Origin of the sequence: Neisseria sp. 74A18 (assembly GCF_001308005.1) — a bacterium.
Classification (GTDB): domain Bacteria; phylum Pseudomonadota; class Gammaproteobacteria; order Burkholderiales; family Neisseriaceae; genus Neisseria; species Neisseria dumasiana.
This window is the reverse complement of the sequence record NZ_LGZA01000005.1, coordinates 70,632-91,815: the sequence shown is the minus strand read 5'-3', so window position 1 is coordinate 91,815 and position 21,184 is coordinate 70,632. Positions and strand designations below refer to the sequence as shown.

At 55.3% G+C, this 21,184-nt stretch carries 18 protein-coding genes, 3 tRNA genes and 1 pseudogene; 13 read left to right on the top strand and 9 right to left on the bottom strand.

Annotated elements, in window-relative coordinates:
• Positions 1–21 precede the first annotated feature (21 nt).
• Entirely contained in the window at positions 22–2,430 is a 2,409-nt protein-coding gene (gene pgaA, locus AKG43_RS03260) for a poly-beta-1,6 N-acetyl-D-glucosamine export porin PgaA (protein ID WP_156300608.1), read from the bottom strand.
• A gap of 647 nt (positions 2,431–3,077) precedes the next feature.
• Here pgaA and AKG43_RS03255 point away from each other — a divergent pair.
• Together AKG43_RS03255 and glnE are read left to right on the top strand one after the other, a co-directional pair.
• Positions 3,078–3,620, top strand: a complete 543-nt coding sequence (locus AKG43_RS03255; protein ID WP_054599143.1) for an isochorismatase family protein — start codon at positions 3,078–3,080, stop codon at positions 3,618–3,620.
• Between the two features lie 93 nt (positions 3,621–3,713).
• A complete protein-coding gene (gene glnE / locus AKG43_RS03250) occupies positions 3,714–6,407 on the top strand; it encodes a bifunctional [glutamate--ammonia ligase]-adenylyl-L-tyrosine phosphorylase/[glutamate--ammonia-ligase] adenylyltransferase (RefSeq protein WP_054599142.1) in 2,694 nt (897 codons plus the stop codon).
• A gap of 166 nt (positions 6,408–6,573) precedes the next feature.
• On the opposite strand, the gene AKG43_RS03245 is transcribed toward glnE, so the two are convergent.
• The 6 genes from AKG43_RS03245 to AKG43_RS13140 form a co-directional block, all read right to left on the bottom strand.
• Positions 6,574–7,845 carry a hypothetical protein gene (locus tag AKG43_RS03245; RefSeq protein ID WP_054599141.1) on the bottom strand — a complete coding sequence of 424 codons (1,272 nt, stop codon included), beginning with the start codon at positions 7,843–7,845 and terminating at the stop codon, positions 6,574–6,576.
• Positions 7,846–7,976: 131 nt separating this feature from the next.
• A complete protein-coding gene (locus AKG43_RS03240) occupies positions 7,977–8,723 on the bottom strand; it encodes a class I SAM-dependent methyltransferase (RefSeq protein WP_054599154.1) in 747 nt (248 codons plus the stop codon).
• A gap of 83 nt (positions 8,724–8,806) precedes the next feature.
• Positions 8,807–10,492, bottom strand: a complete 1,686-nt coding sequence (locus tag AKG43_RS03235; protein ID WP_054599140.1) for a sigma-54 dependent transcriptional regulator — start codon at positions 10,490–10,492, stop codon at positions 8,807–8,809.
• Complete coding sequence (locus tag AKG43_RS03230; RefSeq protein WP_054599139.1) at positions 10,479–12,074, bottom strand: nitrogen regulation protein NR(II); 1,596 nt, start codon at positions 12,072–12,074, stop codon at positions 10,479–10,481. Before AKG43_RS03230 ends, AKG43_RS03235 begins: the two co-directional genes overlap by 14 nt.
• 282 nt (positions 12,075–12,356) lie before the next feature.
• Entirely contained in the window at positions 12,357–14,666 is a 2,310-nt protein-coding gene (gene parC / locus AKG43_RS03225) for a DNA topoisomerase IV subunit A (RefSeq protein WP_054599138.1), read from the bottom strand.
• Positions 14,667–14,739: 73 nt separating this feature from the next.
• On the bottom strand, positions 14,740–14,886 hold the full coding sequence (locus AKG43_RS13140) for a lipoprotein signal peptidase (RefSeq protein ID WP_082402957.1): 147 nt from the start codon (positions 14,884–14,886) through the stop codon (positions 14,740–14,742).
• A 131-nt stretch (positions 14,887–15,017) separates the two neighbouring features.
• Between AKG43_RS13140 and AKG43_RS03220 the strand changes: the two genes are divergently transcribed.
• Positions 15,018–15,905 carry an NUDIX hydrolase family protein gene (locus AKG43_RS03220; protein ID WP_054599137.1) on the top strand — a complete coding sequence of 296 codons (888 nt, stop codon included), beginning with the start codon at positions 15,018–15,020 and terminating at the stop codon, positions 15,903–15,905.
• Here AKG43_RS03220 and AKG43_RS13135 read toward each other — a convergent pair.
• On the bottom strand, positions 15,867–16,082 hold the full coding sequence (locus AKG43_RS13135) for a hypothetical protein (RefSeq protein ID WP_082402956.1): 216 nt from the start codon (positions 16,080–16,082) through the stop codon (positions 15,867–15,869). The two genes, AKG43_RS03220 and AKG43_RS13135, sit on opposite strands and share 39 nt — an antisense overlap.
• Before the next feature lie 112 nt (positions 16,083–16,194).
• Here AKG43_RS13135 and AKG43_RS03215 point away from each other — a divergent pair, with 112 nt between their 5' ends.
• Positions 16,195–16,434, top strand: a complete 240-nt coding sequence (locus AKG43_RS03215) for a TM2 domain-containing protein (protein WP_054599136.1) — start codon at positions 16,195–16,197, stop codon at positions 16,432–16,434.
• 105 nt (positions 16,435–16,539) lie between these two features.
• Here AKG43_RS03215 and AKG43_RS13635 read toward each other — a convergent pair.
• A pseudogene (locus AKG43_RS13635) lies at positions 16,540–16,677 on the bottom strand (lipoprotein signal peptidase); the annotation flags it as partial.
• Between the two features lie 173 nt (positions 16,678–16,850).
• Between AKG43_RS13635 and pdxA the strand changes: the two are divergent.
• The 9 genes from pdxA to nrdR all read left to right on the top strand — a co-directional run bounded on the left by pdxA (position 16,851) and on the right by nrdR (position 20,956).
• The gene (pdxA, locus tag AKG43_RS03210; protein WP_054599153.1) at positions 16,851–17,846 is read left to right on the top strand and encodes a 4-hydroxythreonine-4-phosphate dehydrogenase PdxA; all 996 of its coding nucleotides are present in this window, start codon (positions 16,851–16,853) and stop codon (positions 17,844–17,846) included.
• Positions 17,843–18,073, top strand: a complete 231-nt coding sequence (locus tag AKG43_RS03205; RefSeq protein WP_054599135.1) for a hypothetical protein — start codon at positions 17,843–17,845, stop codon at positions 18,071–18,073. Before pdxA ends, AKG43_RS03205 begins: the two co-directional genes overlap by 4 nt.
• A gap of 123 nt (positions 18,074–18,196) precedes the next feature.
• Positions 18,197–18,775: a carbonic anhydrase gene (locus AKG43_RS03200; RefSeq protein ID WP_054599134.1), complete on the top strand. Its 579-nt coding sequence runs from the start codon at positions 18,197–18,199 to the stop codon at positions 18,773–18,775.
• A gap of 20 nt (positions 18,776–18,795) precedes the next feature.
• On the top strand, positions 18,796–19,404 hold the full coding sequence (gene nadD, locus AKG43_RS03195; RefSeq protein ID WP_054599133.1) for a nicotinate-nucleotide adenylyltransferase: 609 nt from the start codon (positions 18,796–18,798) through the stop codon (positions 19,402–19,404).
• 79 nt (positions 19,405–19,483) lie between these two features.
• On the top strand, positions 19,484–19,876 hold the full coding sequence (rsfS, locus tag AKG43_RS03190) for a ribosome silencing factor (RefSeq protein ID WP_054599132.1): 393 nt from the start codon (positions 19,484–19,486) through the stop codon (positions 19,874–19,876).
• Between the two features lie 153 nt (positions 19,877–20,029).
• Positions 20,030–20,107: transfer RNA gene (locus AKG43_RS03185), tRNA-Pro, on the top strand.
• A gap of 44 nt (positions 20,108–20,151) precedes the next feature.
• Positions 20,152–20,228: transfer RNA gene (locus tag AKG43_RS03180), tRNA-Arg, on the top strand.
• A gap of 16 nt (positions 20,229–20,244) precedes the next feature.
• A tRNA-His gene (locus AKG43_RS03175) sits at positions 20,245–20,320 on the top strand.
• 177 nt (positions 20,321–20,497) lie between these two features.
• The gene (nrdR, locus tag AKG43_RS03170; protein WP_054599131.1) at positions 20,498–20,956 is read left to right on the top strand and encodes a transcriptional regulator NrdR; all 459 of its coding nucleotides are present in this window, start codon (positions 20,498–20,500) and stop codon (positions 20,954–20,956) included.
• Positions 20,957–21,184 lie beyond the last annotated feature (228 nt).

Genomic DNA, 21,184 nt, shown 5'->3' with positions numbered 1-21,184 from the left:
GTCTGAAATATTGCAAGCCAATCAATAAAGCTTGACCTTAAGGTTGAGATTGCCGAAATTTTGATATTCGGGCACACCGTCATACATTGCCTGACGGCGGCCGAACTCGTATCCCAGCATGGCACGGCGGCCGAAACTCCAACCGTGGCCGTATTTCAGCAGCCAAGTGTTTTTGGCCGCCGCGCCCGACTGCCAATAACGGCCTACGCCGCCGGTAGCGGTTTGAACCAGCCTCACGTCGTGATCCAGAGGCAAGGTGTAAGAAACCGCCAGCTCGCCGCCGAGGGTTTTGCTGCTTTCGGGATTAAAGTAAAACGCGCCGGGTATGTTTTTATTGCGGCTGTAATCGGCTGCCACCGAACTGGCCAGCTTCCAGCGGTTGTATTGGAAAATATCGTGTGCCAGCCACGCGTTGGCGGCGCGGCGGGTGTTGCCGTCGTCAAATTTCATCACGCCTGCGCCGATACCGGCATGGGTTTTGCCGGAATGGTTGTATTGGGCGTTTACGGTATATTCGTCGGCATACACGCCCTGCCCCCACGCCTTAACGGGCGTGTTGTCGCTGTTGAACGCGGCTTTGGCATTCACACCCACATGATCGCTGATGCGGTAATCGGCACTGAGCGATCCGTAAGATTTATCGTTCAGTTGCGTGCCCCGTCCGGCCTCGGCACGCACGATCACCGGATAGAGGTTGACTTCTGCACCCACGCCTACGCGGCCTGCATCAAGGGCATTGCCGTTATTGGGTACATGTGCGTGTTGCTGCACGATATAGGCGCGGTGCCCTTCGCTGCTGCGCGGGCTGTCGATCCGCACCGTTTCCCTCCATTCGCTGCCGTCTTCGGGCGAAGTGGCTTTCATGGCCGTGCCGGAAATATTCAGCTGTGCGGCTTTTTCGGCTTTGTGGTTACGGCGGAATTCTTCATAGTTGACATCATCCTTCCCCAACCCTGCCGACAAATCGCGCACGGCCGGCCAGTTGCCCGCCTCGATATAGGCGGCGGCAGATTTGGCATCCACCCATTTTTGATCTGCTTCCGACAAATACTCACGCGCCTGCTCGAAGTGGCGCACGGCTTGTTCGGTGTGGCCTTCAAGCTGAAGCAGTTCGCCCTTCAACACCAGCCCCCACGGGTCGGCCGGATGTTCGTCGAGCCAGCTTTGCATCATCACTTTGGCACCTTTGACATCGCCTTTCCATGCTTGGAGGCGTGCGTTCCAATAATGATAGTTGGCGTAATAAGGGTTTTTGATTTCAACCGAATGGGTGAAATCGGGCGTGTATTTTTTGGCATTCCAATATTTGAGCTTGGCTTGGCCTTGATCGAAACGCATCAGATCAGCGTCTTTCCTGATCAACAGCTCCACCAATTCGGGATCAGGCTTGCCCTGGGCGGCGTTTTGGTTGGCCAGATTGCGCTCCAACACTTTTCCGGCTTTGCGCGGGCTGCCCGCCATGAGCAGGGCGCGTCCGTATTGTTCCTGCACATAATCGGGCTGGCTGCCTTGGCGGGCCAATACGCGGTAATCGCGCAATGCCTGTTTTTCGTTGCCCACGGCCACAGCGGCGGCCATACGGTCGCGCAAAACCTGCGTATGCAGTTCGCTGCCTTCCGGCACTTTGCCCACTAACGTACTCAGGCGGTTATATACGGAACGAAGCTGGGAGGAATCGGAAGTAAACCTTGCGGTGCGCAGCAAAGTGGCCGCCTTTGCCGCTTCCAGCCATAATTGGTCCTGCTCGGTAAATGCCTGCGGAAAGCGGGAAATAATGCTTTCCTGCAAGGGGAAAAGCTGCAACCGGGCGGCGGTGCGGTAAAGCTGTAAAGCCTTATCCTGATTGGTCGGATCGGCCTCCCAACGACGCTGCTGTTCGCCCAATAATTCGGTTTCCGTTAAGGTTTGGCGTTTGAGATGGTGTTCGGCTTCCTGAATGTCTTTATCGCTGCCGAAACGCTTGCGGTAAGCGTCGATATGATGTTTGGCCGCGGCATAATCTCCGGCATCCGTCGATGCCAAAGCTGCGCCCAAATAGCCGACTTTATGATTCGGTGCCGTTACCTGAAGCCGGCGGTAAAAATCGGCCGACAAACGATAGCGGCGGCTATCGCGCGCGGCTTTGGCGATGTTTTCCAATTCGTCGGCGGCATAGTCTTCGATGCGGCAATCGGGGCAAATGCTTAAAATATCTTCGGCTTTACCCTGACGCAGCAGCAAGGCAATCAAATCGGCGCGCACTTTGGCATCGCCGCTTTGCCCGTAGAGCTTTTGCAGTTGCGCCACCGATTCGGCCAACTGAGCGGCGCCGCTGCGGGCATGTACCGCCCAGCGTTCCCGCTCGGCTTGGATATCTTGTGAAAAAGCAAACGGTGCAGCCGCAAAAAGGGCAACCACACCCAAAGGCAGTTTGTGGATTGTTTTCATCATGAATATCAGGGAGGGTTTAGGAAAGTGACCGCACGTTCAACCATGCGCGGTTTTTTTGCCGATGCCGGCTTTCTCGTTTGCAGATATAAAAACAGAACGTTTCTTTTGTAATGTAGAAGCCTGTTATATAACGCCTTCTTACGCGCGAAAGATAATCAGGCTTTAGAATATTTGCACAAAGCTTATATCAATTTAAATAACGGTTGCTCGCGTTACCCTTTAACGGTCATTTAAAAGCCCTAACGGGTTTATTGGCTCATCATGAAACAATCATCATGATATGAAAATAAATGAAATAATTATCTTTCATAACATCATTCATCTTTTGCTTCATATAAATTCGCTACATTGTTGTAAAACAAAGTAAGAATTCCGAACCGACACCTTTGCCCAAAATCAGGCGGCGAACCATTATTTTGTGTGTACAGCCCAAACTCCTATATTTCCAACTTGCCCCGACTGCCCAATTCAACCGACAATAGGCGGCCTTTGCAAAATTTCCCGATGCGCAGATGCAGTTGAAGGCGTATCCTATACAGATAGGCAAACGAGCAGGCAGCAGACAACGCAGCAATACGCCGCAAACGGCGGTTTTACAAAGGTTTCAGGCCGTCTGAAACCACCCCCGACACTCACAGGAGATTTTCATGAACGCCCTTCGCACCGACAACACCGTTTGTATCGTGGTAGATATCCAAGAACGGCTCAACCCCGCGCTGGCCGATGCCGACTACATGACCGAACGCAGCCGCATTCTGCTGCAAGGATTACAAGCCGTCGGCGTGCCTATGCTGGCTACCGAGCAATATCCGAAAGGATTGGGCAGCACCGTGCCCGCCATCCGCCTGCTGCTCGACAATGCACCGATATTTGAAAAAACCCGTTTTTCTGCTTTCCTGCCCGAAGTGGCCGACATTCTGCAAAACCTGCGTGCCGAAAACGTGATTCTGATCGGCGCTGAAACCCATGTGTGCATGCTGCAAACCGTGCTCGACTTACGCCGCGAAGGTTTCGACGTATATGTGCCGTTTGAATGCACCGAATCGCGCGACCCCGCCAACAAAGCAAACGCCTTGCAGCAAATGCAGGCTTCCGGCGCGGTGGTTTCTAATGTGGAAAGTGTTCTGTTCCAACTTTTGGGCGACGCCAAACATCCGGCGTTTAAGACTGTTTCCAAGCTGATTCAATAAGGTTGCCGCAAAAACGGAGTCCGTCTGAAAAACTTTTTCAGACGGACTCAAACATTGCTATGATAGGCCGTCTGAAACCTGTTTGCGCCCGTTATGAACCCTATCGAAAACGCCCGCCGCCATTCCCAATATCTCGCCCGCCATCTCGGCAACGGCAATCTGCAACCCGACATCCTCAACCCGATGCTGGAAAAAGTGTTGGAAACCGCCGATTTCGCAGCCTTCGCCGATTGGCAGCACATCCAAGCCGAGGAAAACGAAGCCGAACTCGCCCGCCAACTGCGCCGTTTGCGCCGCTATGTGATGGCGCAGATTATTGTGCGCGACATCAACCGCATCAGCGATTTGGCCGAAGTTACCCGCACGATTACGCTGTTTGCCGATTTTGCCGTCAACACCGCGCTGGATTTCGCCCATGCTTATTATCGGGATATGTACGGCACGCCGATCGGCCGTTACAGTAACGAACCGCAGTTTTTAAGCGTGGTGGCGATGGGCAAGGCGGGCGGTTATGAATTGAACGTGTCGTCCGACCTCGATCTGATTTTTATTTATCCCGAATCGGGCGACACCGACGGCAGGCGCGAGCGCAGCAATCAGGAATTTTTTACCAAAGTCGGCCAGAAGCTGATTACGCTGTTGAACGACATCACCGCAGACGGGCAGGTGTTCCGCATCGACATGCGTTTGCGGCCGGACGGCGACAGCGGTGCGCTGGTGTTGAGTGAAACCGCGTTGGAACAATACCTGATCCAGCAGGGACGCGAATGGGAGCGTTACGCATGGTGCAAAGGCCGCGTGGTTACGCCGCACGCCAACGGAATCAGCGCATTGGTGCGGCCGTTTGTGTTCCGCAAATACCTTGATTTCAACGCCTACGAAGGTATGCGCGGGCTGCACCGGCAAATCCGTAGCGAAGTCAGCCGCAAGGGTATGGCCGACAACGTGAAACTCGGCGCGGGCGGTATCCGCGAAATCGAATTCATCGCCCAGATTTTCCAGCTGATACGCGGCGGCCAAGTGCGTGCGCTGCAACTGAAAGGCACGCAGGAAACCCTGCTCAAACTCGCCGAACTGGGCATACTCCCGCACGAAACCGTTAACATGCTGCTCGAAGCCTACCGCTTTTTGCGCGATGTCGAACACCGTCTGCAATATTGGGACGACCAGCAAACCCAAACCCTGCCCGACAACGCCGAACAGCAACAGCGGCTGGCCGAAAGCATGGGCTTTGCCGACTACGCCGCCTTTTCAGACGGCCTCAACCGATACCGCAGCCAAGTGAACGCCGTGTTTAACCAAATCCTCGCCGAACCGGACGGGCAACCCCAAGCGTACGCCGACGGCTGGCAAGACATCTGGCAGGAAAACGCCGATGAAGAAGCCCGTTTCAACCGCTTGGCGGAACGCGGTTTCGACGCAGCACCGATTGCACGCCGGCTCGACCAGCTCCGCAACAGCGGCAAATACCGCCATCTTTCCTCTCAAGCCCAACCCCGTTTCGATGCCGTGATTCCGCTGCTGATACAGGCTGCCGCCGCACAACCCAACCGCACCGTTACCCTGCTGCGACTGCTGGATTTTCTCGAAAACATCAGCCGCCGCTCGTCGTATCTCGCCTTTTTGCACGAACACCCGCAAGCCCTGCAACGGCTGGCCGACATCATGGGGCAAAGCTCGTGGGTGTCCGGCTACCTGACGAAGCACCCGATTCTGCTCGACGAGTTGCTCAGCGCACAATTGATGGACACCGGCAACGATTGGCCGAAACTCGCCGCCGAGCTTTCAGACGGCCTCAACAATGCAGCGGGCGACACCGAAGCGCAAATGGACGTATTACGCCGCTTCCAACACGCCCAAGTGTTCCGCCTCGCCGTGCAGGACTTGGCCGGATTATGGACGGTCGAATCCCTGTCCGACGAACTTTCCGCACTCGCCGACACCATCCTCGCCGCCGCCCTGCCCGCCGTGTGGGCCGACACCCCGAAAACGCATACCGACACCCCGCGCATCGGCATCATCGGCTACGGCAAACTCGGCGGCAAAGAGTTGGGCTACACCTCCGATTTGGATTTAGTGTATGTGTACGACGACCCGCACCCCGACGCACCCGACGTATACGCCCGCTTCGCCCGCCGCCTCACCAACTGGCTTTCCGCCGCCACCGGCGCAGGCACGCTCTACGAAGTCGATTTGCGTTTGCGGCCGAACGGCGACAGCGGCTTCCTTACCCACAGCATCGCCGCGTTTGAAAAATACCAGCGCGAAAATGCATGGACATGGGAACACCAATCGCTCACCCGCGCCCGCTTCATCTGCGGCCTGCCCGAAATCGGCGCATCTTTCGACCGACTGCGCACCGAAATCCTTACCCGCCCGCGCAACCGGGCCGAACTCGCCCGCGAAATCATCGCCATGCGCGAAAAAATGTTCGCCACCCACCCGCCCGAAGCCAGCGACGTCAAATACGCCCGCGGCGGCGTGGTCGATGTGGAATTCATCGTGCAATACCTGATACTGGCTTATGCGGGCGAACATCCCCAACTGCTCGACAACTACGGCAACATCGCCTTGCTCAACATCGCCGCCGATGCCGGTTTGATAGATAAAACGCTGGCCGAACAATCGCAAACCGCCTACCGTTTCTACCGCCAACAGCAGCACAACGCCAAGCTGCGCGATGCCGGCAAATTGGCAGTCGACAAACAGGTACAGGCGTATTACGACAGCGTGAAAAAACTGTGGGAACAGGTGTTTGGCGAAGAGGTCAGGCTTGAGGCCGTCTGAAAAGAAACAGCACTTTCTCAATCGGGATACATTGTGTTACCGCCATTGAGAAAGTGCTTTTTTATATATGGCTAAACCATCGTCAATCTACTTAAGTTGAATATGGCCAATAAACTTAAACCGGAAAAACCGATTATTCAGACGGCCTTTCATGCAAACTTCACAATCAAGCGTCCAACGCCGCCACCGTAATCTTAGACAGGCCGTCTGAAAAGCCTTTTGAATAACGCCGCGGCACCATGCCGCTGATTGTGCCGTTTTGAACGGTGGTTTCATAAGCGCACACCAGCCGTTCTTGGGGCAGCAGGTTGTGCGAATAATCTTGATTGAGCAGGGGCGAAATGCGGCTGAACAAACGCCAGCAAACGCGGCTGCCGTCGGGCAAATCGAAGGCCGCCTGAAAATGGCTGTTGCCTTCGTTGCAGCCGACATGAAAATGGTCGTAATCAAACGCTTCTGTGTCGGGAAACGGCCTGGCATCGGCAAAACCGAAAATGCGGTCGTGTGCGCACAGGCTTTGGCAGGCATAAGGCCATATGTGCTCGCGCAGGAAAAATTGGTCGGCAAAATGGCGCGATACCAAAGGCTTGCTCACATATGTTTCGATTTTTCGGCGCATATCGGGCACGCTGCCTGCCACCGCGCCCCACAAACCGGCCATAATCAATTCGGTGTGCGTTCCGGCATCGCGCATGGTATGAAAGCGTTTGCCGCCCGCTTCCCACTCGGCCACGGCGCGCGCTTCCCGCTGCGAAATCACCGAATCGGCATCACGGAAAATAACGCGGGCGGCTTCTTTATCGTCGAGTGCGAGAAAACGCCACATCGTGCCCGGCCATTGTTCGGCCGCTTCATCCACCCGCACGATTTCGGCACCGTTGGCCTGCAAACGCTGCACTGCTGCTTGCGGCACGCTGCCGTCTATATAGAAACGGCACACCCAGCCCGGGTAAATCTGCGCAGCCAATTCGGTGTTCATGACGGCGGGTTCGAGATATTCGGAGCTGTTGCCGAACAGTGAGAATGAGATGATTTTTTTACCGTTTTGCGGCGGTTCAATCTGCGGCAAGGCGGGGCGGGCGGTAATGCTGCCGTGCCGGAGCTCCAATGCCTTGAGGCCGTAGGTACGGCAGTTTTCCCAGTCGTTCACGCTGCCGTAGGCATGAGCCAGCGCGTCTAACGAATTGATATGCTTAGGGTCGCGTTGCAGGGCTTTTTTCGCATAGGTAATGCCTTCTTGCCAAAAACCCCCTTTTACCGCCGCCGTGGCCGCATCGCTCAGCGGTGCGACGGATTGGGGGATCAGTTTGTGCGCTTTCAGGGCTTCGGTGAGTGCGTTGCGGTAATCTCCGGCATCCATATAGTGCAGGAAAGAGGCGGAAATACGGTCGAGCTGTTGTTGGATTTTTTGTAATTTCGGTGGTAAGCGTTTGTTCATATTTGTGTTTTGAATAATTGATTTTCTAACGGCTTAGGCGTTTATTGAATCACATGTGATGCGGCAGGCCGTCTGAAAATGCGGTTTTGCAAACCGCAAATCACAAGGTTAGGTCAGCCTTCACCGACAACCTAACCGAAAGGCAGATAAACATCGAAACGGGTGCTTTTGCCCGTGTATTGATAGGCAGGCTTTTCGCCGTTTAAATATTCTCCCAAGCGCGGGCGTTTGACGACTACGCGCTTTTTGGCAACGCGGCGGGCGGCGGCGAGCAGCTCGGCTTCGTTTTGCGCTTCGCCCACCAAGCCGTGAAAATAAGCCATTTCTTTTTTCACCGAGGCCGATTTGCGGCTTTCGGGATACATCGGGTCGAGATAAACCACATCGGGGCGGCCTTGTTCGTTGGCCAAACGGGGCAGCAAGGCGCAAGTATCGCCGACATGCAGGGAAATGCGGGCGGCAATTCGGGCCACTTCTTCGTCGGCAGACTGCAAAGCACGCAGGAGGCCGTCTGAAAGCAGGCAGGCAACGGCGTGATTTTGTTCAAACACATTCACTTGCAAACCGAGCGACGCCAGCACGAAAGCATCGCGCCCCAAACCGCCCGTGCCGTCCCAAACGGTAGGCTTTGCGGTGTGGTTAACCGCTTTGCCGATCAATTCTCCGCCGCCTTTGGTTCGGCGGTATTGTGCGGTTCCGCCTTCAAAATCAACACGCACCCTGCCCTTTTCTCCGGCGCGGCACAAAGAAAGGCCGTCTGAATCGGCCAGCAGATATTCGCCTTGGTCGGGAAGTCGGCCGCATACGGGCAGATGAAAACGGCTGATTAGTTCGCGGGCGGTGTCGGTGGCGGTGTCGCTGAGATAAACGTAGGTCATGGTTTCAGACGGCCTGTGGCTTAAACGGTTGAACATCATTACTTTAACAATCAGGCGGGAAACGCTCAGGCCGTCTGAAAAAATCAATGGATATCCAAGCGTTCCATACGGTAGCGCATCGAACGGAAGCTGATACCCAAAAGCTTGGCGGCCTGCGTGCGGTTGTAGCGCGTCTGCTTCAAAGCCTGCTCGATGATTTCGCGCTCGATTTGGTCGAGATAATCCTGTATCTGCATTTTGCCGGGCACAAAATCGGGCAAGCCGCCGCTCAGTTGCAGGCCGTCTGAAATCTCTTCCGCCGGGCTGTGGAGATGCTGGTGTTCGAGCTTTCCGGCCTGAAACTGCGGTGTGGTGCCGGTATGGATTTGCAGATCGTCAAGCTGGATAACCTGCCCCACGGTTAAGGCAACCGCCCGCTCCAAAATGTTTTCCAATTCGCGGAAGTTGCCCGGATAGCTGTATTGCAGCAAAGCGTCTTGCGCTTTGGGGCTGAGTTTGTAGTTTTCGCTGCCGCTGCGGTGTTTGTGCAGCAAATGCATAATCAGCCCGCCCAAATCTTCACGCATTTCGCGCAACGGCGGCATGCTGAGCGAAACCACGTTAAGCCGGTAATATAAGTCTTGGCGGAAAGCTCCAACCTCGACCAAATGTTCGAGGTTTTTATGCGTTGCGCAGATGATGCGTACATCAACATAAGTTTCCCGCGCATCGCCGATGCGGCGCACGGCTTTTTCCTGAATCGCGCGCAGCAGTTTTACTTGCATGGGCAGTGGCAGATCGGCCACTTCGTCGAGAAACAGCGTCCCGCCGTCGGCATGTTGGAAAAAACCCAAACGGTCGCTGTCGGCACCGGTAAAGCTGCCTTTTTTATAACCGAAAAATTCGCTTTCCATCAGGTTTTCAGGAATCGCGCCGCAGTTGACGGCAATAAAAGGCTTGTCGGCACGGTCGGACAATTCGTGTATCGTGCGGGCGGCCTGCTCTTTACCCGTACCCGATTCGCCCGCGATATAAACGGGCACGCCGCTTTTGGCCAAGCGGCGGATAAGGTGGCGCACTTCAATCATTTGCGGCGACATGCCGAGCAAGCGCGGCATATCGGATTCGCCGCCCAACTCTTTGCCTGAATCGGGCAGAATGCGGGCAGTTAATTCTCCGCTGGCAAAACGCTCTTTCAAAGAACGCAATCCTTCCGGCACGCCCGCCGAACGGGTAAGGGCCGAACCGGTATTTTTGCGCGGCGGCGTATAAGCGGTAAAAGGCATCGGAGCGGTTCGCGCGGGCATCGGCATAGGTTTGGCCGCTGCGGGCGGTGTCGGAGCGGGGCGGGCAACGGGTTCGGAACGGGGCGGCTCCGGCTGCACGGCAGCGCGTAAACCTTCCGTCGGCTCGCTGACTTTAACCGCCGATTTAACCAAAGAGCGCAGCTGCGAGAGGGTAATCGGCTTTTGCAGGTAATCAAACGCACCTGCCCGCAAGGCTTCAACTGCCTGATCGGCATTGCCGAAAGCCGTAATCACGGCCACGGGGGTATCCAATGCCAGCTCGTTGATGTATTGAACCACTTCCAAACCCGAGCCGTCGGGCATACGCATATCGGTTAACACGAGCGAATAATCGTTGTTGTCGAGCTTGTCTTTGGCATCTTCTACGCCCACGGCCGTCTGAACGCGCAAACCCATTTTCATCAGGGTCATTTCCATCAGGTCGCGGATATCGGCTTCGTCATCCACCACCAATACGGGATCTTGCAGGTTATGGTTGCTCATTGCTTTCTCTCGGTAAAATCAGTTCGAAACCGTTCATTTCAGGGTGGTAGTGCAGCTGACCCATATTGGCATGCGCCAATTCGCGGGCCACATACAGACCCAAACCCGTACCCTGTTTTTCGGTGGTATAGAAAGGTTCGAACAAATGGTTGCGCACATCGGGAGGAACGCCGGTGCCGTTGTCGGCAACCACGATGGAAATATGCATGCGGCCGCTCGGTTTCATCAGCACGGTGATGGCGTGGTTGTCTTTGCGACTGTGCCGCCAAGCATTGTTGCACAGGTTCCACATAATTTGCTGGAGGTGCATGGGGTCAACCAAAACGCTTAAATTGCTGCCGTCCATATTCATGCGGATACAGCCGACCGAATCGGGGTTATTGAGCGTAAATTCCTGTTTGAACTCCAACCAAAACTTCATCAGATTAATCGGCTCGCGGCTGAGGCTGTCGCGCTTGTTGATCAAAGAAACATCTTCCAGCATTTTGTCGATGCGCTGGATGTTGGTGTCGATAATATTGTGCAGTTTGGCTTTGGTCGGGTCGTTGCCGTCTTCGTCCTGCAACAGGTCGCTGGCGTGGCGGATGGCCGACATGGGATTGCGGATTTCGTGAGCGAGATTGGCGGTAAGCTGGCCTAAAGAGGCCAGCTTGGTTGCCAGTGCTTCTGCCGCCACTTCACGCAGCGAGCGCACAAACAGCATCAGCAGCTCGGTTTTTTCCTGAATCACCGGCACGGCACGCACATGCATGGAGTGCTGGAAAATATGGATGTCGGTTTCAAAGTTTTTATCGGGCTGGTATTGCCAGCGTGCCACCAATTCGCCGAACACGGTTTCCTGCTTGTCCACTTCCAAGCCGGGGAAATAGGTTTTGGCTTGGCGGTTAAACAGCCAAACGCGCTGCGCGGCATCAATCACGATCACGGCTTCCTGCACACGGTTGAGCACCACTTTGTTCAAACCGCTCACGCGGCGGTAGGCCAATTGGTGTTTGGTAGCCGATTCGGTGGCGGCCTGCAGATAGGTTGCCGAGAAGGCCGTTAATGCGGCCACAAGGAAACACGCACCCGCCAAAAGCGCGCCGGATACGAATATGCGGCCGTCCCATTCCAGCGGGTGAAACTGAATTTGCCCTGCAAAAAACATGTTCAGCAAAATCAGCATCAGCGCATAACCGGCATAAAGCATGGGATAACGGCCGTGGCTGAGCAGGCAGGAGGTGGCGATGAAGGGCAGCACGAGAATGCCGAAGCCGGATTCTATGCCGCCGGTAATATAGGTAAGCACCATCACCATCGTAATATCAACGACGGCACTGGCATTGGGCAGCTCGAGCGTTTGGAGCTGCCAGTCGGGTTTGAAAATCGTTAACAGGATTAACAGGCCGTAAACGGTGATCCAACTGTAAAACTCAACGGTGGGAAACATGGTTTTGGCCGTTTCGCCGCCGGAGGAAAAGCTGAACAGGTGAAAGACCAATAGGGAAAGCACAATGGCAATCCGGGCGATGTTGATCAAGCCGGGGATGCGTTCGTTGAGTGTTTCCCAATCCTGTTTAACGAATAATCTGTTTACACTCATGTAATGTCGGGCCTTAGATGTTTTTGTTTTGGGCAGGTTGGTATGGGCAAGGTCGAACAACTCGAATGCGAAGCGGCAAGGCCGCAGTCACCTGAGAGTTGACCGACCGCAGAAGGCAACCGATTGATTACCGTTATTGTAGGGCGTGTCGCCAAAAGCATAGCGGCGGTATGTTTGGTTTTACCGATAACCCCCGCATGCTAACGTTTGGCGGCACAACCCGCCAACGCAACGGTACTCCCGCTCAATATAGTTCCTTCTGTATATTCAAACTTCATGTGATTATACCGAATCTGCGCCGGATAATCTTTTCAGACGGCCTGAAATCTCTAAAACTTTGCCTTTTCTGCCACGTTTGTTGTTTATATCTTGAATCCGCAGGCGTTCTTTGTGGGTTGCGCCGCGTTTGCCGGTGCTTTCTACGATAAATTCGGGCGACGAGGTAACGGCGACATGTTCGAGCCTGATGCCGTCTGAAAGGCTGATTAATTGCAGGCCGCGGCCTTTGGCCATTACTTCCAATTCGCCGATGGTAAACGCCAGCAGGCGCGGTTCGTCGGTGGCCAGCAGCACTTTGCACTCGGGGTTGATAAGCGACACGGCATAGATGCTCACCGGAGGCAGGGTTCGCTCTCCGGCTTTGAGCGTCATCACCACTTTGCCTGCCTTGATGCGGCTGACCATATCGCCGAGTTTGGCGATAAAACCGTAGCCGCCGCTGTTGCTCAATAAATAATGCTGTTCGGGCAGGCCGGTCATCATGGCGACGACTTCAGCTCCGTTTTGCAGTTCGATCAGCGAAGCTACGGGAACGCCGTCGCCGCGGCCTCCGGGGATTTCCGCCGCATCGAGCGTGTAGGTGCGGCCGTGCGAATCGAGCACCACCACCGGCCACACGGTACGGCCTTCGATCACTTGTTTCAGCCCGTCGCCTTCTTTGAAGGTGGTTTGGCTTAAATCGATGTTGTGGCCGGCGCGGCTGCGTATCCAGCCTTTGTTCGACAATATCAATGTAACCGGCTCGTCGGCAGTGGTTTGCGTGAGGGTGGCGCGGCTGGCTTCTTCGACCAAAGTGCGGCGTTCGTCGCCGAACTGCTTCATGTCGGCCTGCATTTCTTTGACAATCAATTTGCGCTTTTCGTTTTCGTCGCCCAACAATATTTTCAGACGACCTTCTTCTTCGCGCAGTTCGTTCAATTCTTTTTCGAGCTTGAAGCCTTCCAAGCGGGCAAGTTGGCGCAGGCGGATTTCGAGAATGTCTTCGGCTTGGATTTCGGTGAGTCCGAACGCTGCCATCAGGTCGGGCTTGGGTTCGTCGGATTCGCGGATAACCTTAATCACTTCGTCGATATGCAAAAAGGCGATCATGCGCCCGTCGAGAATGTGGATGCGTTTTTCCACTTGGGCAAGACGGAATTTCAGACGGCGTGTTACGGTGATGACGCGGAAATCCAGCCATTCCTGCAAAATGGTTTTGAGGTTTTTCTGGGCGGGGCGGTTGTCCAAGCCCATCATCACCAAGTTCATCGGCACATTGCCTTCCAAACCGGTTTGCGCCATCAGCGTGTTGATGAAGTTTTCCGGTTCGATACGGCTGGATTTCGGCTCGAACACCAAACGCACGGGCGATTCGCCGTCGCTTTCGTCGCGCACTTTTTCCAACAGCGACAACATCAGCGCTTTGGTATTTTGCTGGTCTTGCGTGAGGTTTTTCTTGCCGGACTTGGGCTTGGGATTGGTTTGCTCTTCGATTTCGGCGAGGATTTTCTGCGCGCTGGTGTTGGGCGGCAGCTCGGTTACGATGATGCGCCATTGCCCGCGCGCCAGTTTTTCGATTTCGTAACGCGCCCGCACGCGCACGCTGCCTTTGCCGGTTTCGTAAATCTGCTGCAAATCGGCGGCGGAAGTGATGATTTGCCCGCCGCCGGCAAAATCGGGCGCGGGAATGTACTGCATCAGGTCGGCGGTTTCCAGCGACGGTTTTTTCAAGAGGGCGATGGCCGCTTGGGTAACTTCGGTCAGGTTGTGCGACGGGATTTCGGTAGCCAAACCGACGGCAATGCCCGATGCGCCGTTGAGCAGCACCATCGGCAGGCGGGCGGGCAGATGCACTGGCTCTTCAAACGCGCCGTCGTAGTTCGGCACGAAATCCACCGTGCCCATATTGATTTCGGAAAGCAGCAGCTCGGCAATCGGTGTGAGCCGCGCTTCGGTGTAACGCATGGCCGCCGCGCCGTCGCCGTCGCGCGAGCCGAAGTTGCCGATGCCGTCGATTAAGGGATAGCGCAGGGTAAAGTCCTGCGCCATCCGCACCATGGCATCGTAGGCCGAAGCATCGCCGTGCGGATGGTATTTACCGAGAATCTCCCCCACCACGCGGGCGGATTTCACCGGCTTGGCACCGTGCGTCAGCCCCATGTCGCGCATGGCGTAGAGAATCCGCCGCTGCACGGGCTTTTGGCCGTCTGAAACTTCGGGCAGGGCGCGGCCTTTAACCACGCTCATGGCGTATTCGAGATAGGCGCGTTCGGCGTATTGGCCGAGCAGCAGGTAGTCGTCGCCGACAGCGGGTTGGGAGATGTGTTCGTTCATTGCAAGCGGAAAATGCTGAATTGAAAAAGCCTGTATTGTAAAGCAATTTGGATTCATCCGCCCGCACGCCTTTTCAGACGGCCTGAGACCTTTGCAAAACCCTCAGGTGCGGATGCAGTTCAAGGCGTGGCAGCACAGCGAGTGCAGACATATCATACAGATAGGCAAACGAGCGGGCAGCGCACAACGCAGAAATGCGCCGCAGATGGGGGTTTTGCAAAGGTCTCGACCTGATGGCTTGGCCATTCGTTGTGCAACACCCCAAGCACATTGCCTCCGCAGCATGCTCTATCGATATCCGCAAACCATTGTGCTGATATAATCGACCCGTCTCCCGCACCGGAAAACAATATGACCGCCCTACCCCGATTTACCCGCCGCTTGAGCGAAGCCGAACACAACCGCCTGCTCGACCGCCTGCAAACCCATTTCAGCCCCCAAAGCGGCACATGGCACGCTTTGTGGCTCAACGGCTTGGAACTGGGCCGTCTGAACGAAACTTGGTTAGAGCGTGTGCGGCAAGACTGGCCGGAACGCAGCGAAAACCGCGCCGACGGCCTCTACCTGCACACCGAAAACTGGCTGGCTATGGGCGACAGCCTGCAACACATGGCGCAAGGCTGGAGCAGGCTGGGTTTCTTAGGCGGCTGGCGCAACGAAAAATTCGATGTGGAAGATGCCGCAGGCAAGCCGCTGTTTGCTTTGGAACGCGCGGCTTTCCGCCCGCTGGGGCTGATGAGCCACGCCGTACACATCAACGGTTTAACCCTGCACAACGGCGAATGGATGTTTTGGATAGGCCGCCGCAGCCCGTATAAAGCGGTTGACCCCAACAAGCTCGACAACCTCGTCGGCGGCGGTATCGCCAGCGGCGAGAGCGTGCGCGAAGCCATGATGCGCGAGGGCGGCGAAGAAGCCGGTTTGGATATGTCGCTGCTGCACAATCTGGCTTGCCAAAACCAACGCCTGAGCGTGCGTCCCGTAGCCCGCGGCCTGCACAACGAGCTGCTGCATATTTTCGACGTGGTGCTGCCGTCTGAAATCCGCCCCGAAAACCAAGACGGCGAAGTGGCCGAGTTCACACTCATGAACCCTACGGAGCTGACTGCCGCCATGTGCGACGGCCTGATGATGAACGATGCCATGCTTGCCACGCTGGATGCGTTTTCGCGCTACGGCCTGCTCGACGAGGGGCACGGCTTATCGAAATGGCTGGCCGATACCCGCCGCCCGGCCTGATCCGCCGAAACGTCGGGGCCGAGACCTTTGCAAAACCCTCAGATGTGGATGCAGTTCAAGGCGTAGCAGCACAGCGGGTTCAGACATATCATATAGATAGGCAAACGAGCGAGCAGCGCACAACGCAGAAATGCGCCGCAGATGGGGTTTTGCAAAGGTCTCGGGCCGTCTGAACACACTCTTTCAGACGGCCTCAACGTTTGCCTGTTTTTACCAAACACGTCTTTAATTTAAGCCGGTTCGCACCATTTAAACGCCGTAACCTGCCAACAATAAAAAGGAAAACTCAATGAACGTACCTGTTTCATACGCCGCTTCTTATCCGCACACCTGCAACAAAGCCCTGTATGTAGCCATGGCCTTGTTGTTCGGCACGTTCGGCGTACACAAATTCTGTGCCGGCCGCGTGTGGATGGGCATACTTTATTTTCTGTTCAGTTGGACATTCATCCCCACCGTCGTCGGCATTATCGAAGGCATTTTGGCGGCATTCAAACCCACCGACTCGCTCGGCGCGATTGTGGTGTAACCCCGCTGCGCACGGCAACGCCCGATTATCAAGGCCGTCTGAATTCAAGGTTTCAGACGGCCTCATGTTTTTGCAAAGCTCACGGTTTATAGCAAAATAGCCAATCCGAGACCTTTGCAAAACCCTCAGATGTGGATGCAGTTCAAGGCGTAGCAGCACAGCGAGTGCAGACATATCATACAGATAGGCAAACGAGCGAGCAGCGCACAACGCAGAAATGCGCCGCAGATGGGGGTTTTGCAAAGGTCTCAATCCACTTAATTTTTAATACAAAGCCGCAAACAAGGTTTTCAAAGGTTTCAACCTACGGCAAGCGCCGAATCGCGGTTGCAGTAAAAAACATAACCCTGTTTAATAGTATGTCACAACACACCCGATCCATCGGCAGCTTGTGCCGCAACGACCCGGAGCATTACATGACCCTTCCCGTATTGGCCGTAACCAGCGGCGAACCCGCAGGCATCGGCCCCGACATCTGCTTAGACTTAGCCGCAGCCGATATGCCCTGCCATTGCGTCATACTGGGCGACAAACACCTGTTGCAGCAACGCGCCCGGCAGCTCGGCAAACACATCAACCTGCGCGACTACCAAAAAGGCGTTCCGCCCGAACGCGGCACGCTCGATGTTTGGCACATTCCCCTGCGCTCCCCGTGCGAAACAGGCCGTCTGAACACCGCCAACGCCGCCTATGTACTGGAACTGCTCGACACCGCCTACAACGGCATCTGCGACGGCACGTTTGCCGGCATGGTTACCGCACCGCTGCACAAAGGCGTGATCAACGATGCCGGCGTACCGTTCAGCGGCCACACCGAATATCTGGCCGAAAAGAGCCACACCCCGCAAGTCGTCATGATGCTCGCCGGTGGCGGGCTGCGCGTTGCCCTCGCCACCACCCACCTGCCGCTGAAAGACGTTGCCGCCGAAATCACCCGCCCGCTGCTCGAATCGGTGCTGCATATTCTGCACCGCGATCTCCAAACCAAATTCGGCCTGCCCTCCCCCCGCATCCTCGTAGCTGGTTTAAACCCCCACGCAGGCGAAGGCGGACACTTGGGGCGTGAAGAGATCGACACCATTATCCCCGCGCTCGAAAAACTGCAACAGCAAGGCTTAAACGTGCGCGGCCCTTTCCCCGCCGATACCTTATTCCAACCCTTTATGCTGAAAAACGCCGACGCCGTGCTCGCCATGTATCACGATCAAGGATTGCCCGTGCTGAAATATGCCGGCTTCGGAGAAGGCGTCAACATCACATTAGGGCTGCCGTTTATCCGCACCTCGGTCGATCACGGCACCGCCCTCGATCTTGCCGGCACAGGCAAGGCCGATTCGGGCAGCCTGCTCGTGGCAGTCGGCACAGCACTGGAAATGGCTCGGCACATACCATCATCAGGAGGCACACAATGACTCAAAACGACAAAATCAAACCGCAACCCTACGAATCATTCGAAGAGGCCGAACGCAAACGCGAAGAAGACGCCCTCGCCGTCAACCCGCCCTTAAGCGAACGCCAAAAAGCCATCGTACGCGAACAATCCGGCATCAACCCGATCGAACAAACCGTTAACGACGCACTAACCGACTTCGACCACGTTCACAAAACCGAACGCAAATTTGAAGATTCGGAAGATTAAACCAACACGACAGGCCGTCTGAAAACCAAGCCCGCCCGGTTTGCTTTCAGACGGCCTGTTTGCCACTTCGCCGCACGAAACCGCTATAATAACCGCCACGCAAACCCAAAAACCACAGCAGACATGAGCGAATTAGACACCATCTTGAGCTTCAATCAAGAATTTGTAGAATCCGGCGAATACGCCCAATTTTTCACCAACAGATTCCCCGAACGGCAAATCGCCATCCTATCGTGCATGGACGCCCGTATGGTCGAACTGCTGCCCCGCGCCATGGGGCTGAAAAACGGCGATGCCAAGCTCATTAAAAACGCCGGTGCACTCGTTACCCACCCGTGGGGATCCGTGATGCGCAGCCTGCTGGTTGCCGTGTTCGAATTAAAAGTAAAAGAAATCATGGTCATCGCCCACCACGATTGCGGCATGCGCGGCCTGCATCCCGACAGCTTTCTCAAAAGCGCACGCGCCAACGGCATTCCCGACGACCGCATCACCACCCTGCGCAACGCCGGCATCGACCTCGATAACTGGCTCACCGGCTTCGACAACGTAGAAGAAAGCGTGCGCCACACCGTCGGCATCATCCGCCGCCACCCCCTGATGCCCGAAAACGTAGCCGTGCACGGCATGGTTATCCACCCCACCACCGGCAAACTCACCGTGATTGTGAACGGCAAAGACGAATGCCCCATCGCACCCTAACCTTTCAGACGGCCTTACACATGAAAAAAATAGGACTTTTCGGCGGCACCTTCGACCCCATCCACAACGGCCACCTGCATATCGCCCGCGCCTTTGCCGACGAACTCGCATTGGATATGGTCGTATTCCTTCCCGCAGGCAACCCCTACCACAAAACAGAACACACCCGCACCGACGCCCGACACCGCCTCGCCATGACCGAGCTGGCCGTAGGCCACGACCCGCGCTTTGCCGTCAGCGACTGCGACATCATCCGCAAAGGCGCCACCTACACCTTCGACACCGTACAGATTTTCCGCCAACAATTCCCCTCCGCACAATTATGGTGGCTGCTCGGCAGCGACAGCCTGCTCCAGCTCCACACTTGGAAAAAATGGCAAACCCTCGTCAGCCACACCCACATCGCCGTTGCCGCCCGACAAGGCGACAACATCGCCCAAGCCCCCCGCGAACTGCACGGCTGGATAGGCAGCGCCCTGCAAAACGGCAGCCTCCATCTGCTGCAAACCCCCATGTACAACCTCAGCTCCACCGAAATCCGGCACAAAATCCGCGCAGGCCAATCCGTAACCGGGCTAATCGACCCCCAAGTCGAAAATTACATTGCCCGAAACCACCTTTACCGTTAACCTACCACCCTAAACTTTCACCTGTTTCAGACGGCCCACCCCTTCCAGGCTGTCTGAAACACCCCAAACAGGAAACCATATGAACGAACAAGAACTGCAAGACCTGCAAAAAATGGTCGATATCGCCGTTAACGCCCTCGAAGACATCAAAGGCAAAGACATCGCCGTCCTCGAAACCCAAGAAAAAACCTCACTGTTCGCCCGCATGATCATCGCCAGCGGCGACAGCAACCGCCAAGTCAAAGCACTCGCCAACAACGTAGCCGTCGATCTCAAAGAAGCCGGATTCGAAATCATCGGCAGCGAAGGCCAAGACAGCGGCGAATGGGCACTCGTCGATGCCGGCGATTTAGTCGTACACGTCATGCTGCCCGCCGTACGCGATTTCTACGACATCGACACCCTGTGGGGCGGTGAAAAACCCTCATTCCACGCCGGCGCACAAAAACCCTGGCACGCAGCAGACAACTAACCGCCCCAAACGCACCGGTTCAGCCGCACACCATACCGCCGCATCTCGTTTCTTTTTCCAAAACAAATGAAACAGATAGACATTTCCACCCAAATTACCCGACATCAGGGCTTGACGGCAACAAACACAATCGGTATAGTTCGACTTTCTCGTCGGGGCGTAGCGCAGTCTGGTTAGCGCACCTGTTTTGGGAACAGGGGGTCGTGAGTTCGAATCCCACCGCCCCGACCAGTTTCCCTGCGAGCAGCCCGATATATTAGGCGCGAAACCGCAACGCGCCCGTAGCTCAACCGGATAGAGCACCCGCCTTCTAAGCGGGCGGTTACAGGTTCGATTCCTGTCGGGCGTGCCAAAAGTTTTTCATTGCGGTGGCTGTAGCTCAGTTGGTAGAGCCCCGGATTGTGATTCCGGTTGTCGTGGGTTCGAGCCCCATCAGCCACCCCAAACACATAAACCCGTGTATGAATCATACACGGGTTTTATTTTATCTCGTGATACCGAAATCCCGCCGATTTCAAAGCAAAGCGCGACTTCATCAAATTTACTTGTCTATATACGGCATTCCTTTATTTACGTTACAATGAACCGTCCTACACCAAAAACAATATGCCTTTAGCCTAGATGAAATGCCCTTTCTGCCATCATCCCAACACCCAAGTGACCGACTCTCGGCTTTTGGAGGAAACCAACAGTATCCGCCGACGCCGACGCTGCCTTTCTTGCGGCCAGCGTTTCAGTACATTTGAAACCGTAGAAATGCGGATGCCGCAGATTATCAAAAGCACGGGCGCACGCGTGCCGTTTAACCCGCACAAACTGCGTACCAGCTTGGAACGGGCTTTGCACAAACGTCCGATTGATCCGGAAACCATCGACGATACCGTGGCTTTGATAGAACAGCGTTTGTACAGCCTCGGACATAAAGAAGTGTCTTCCCAACTGGTCGGGGAAATGGCGATGGAAGAGCTGGCCAAAATCGACCAAGTGGCTTATGTGCGTTTCGCTTCGGTATATAAAAGTTTTAATGATGTATCGGAATTTACCCAAGCCATTGCCACTCTGCCCAAAGAAGGTACATAACCAACCGTTTACAGCAAATAAACTTTATTTCTGCTCCGGCGTTACTGCGCCTTAGCTTAAAGAGAACGATTGTGTAAGCCGCTAAAGCGGCAACAGAACCGTTTTCGCATTATCCATACCGTGTGCGGCTTGCTGCCTTATATCAAAAATAAGTTTATTTGCTATAAGTTGTTGTGAATACTCCGGCACCATTTCGACGGTCGGGCTTATTTTTCGATACCAACCTGT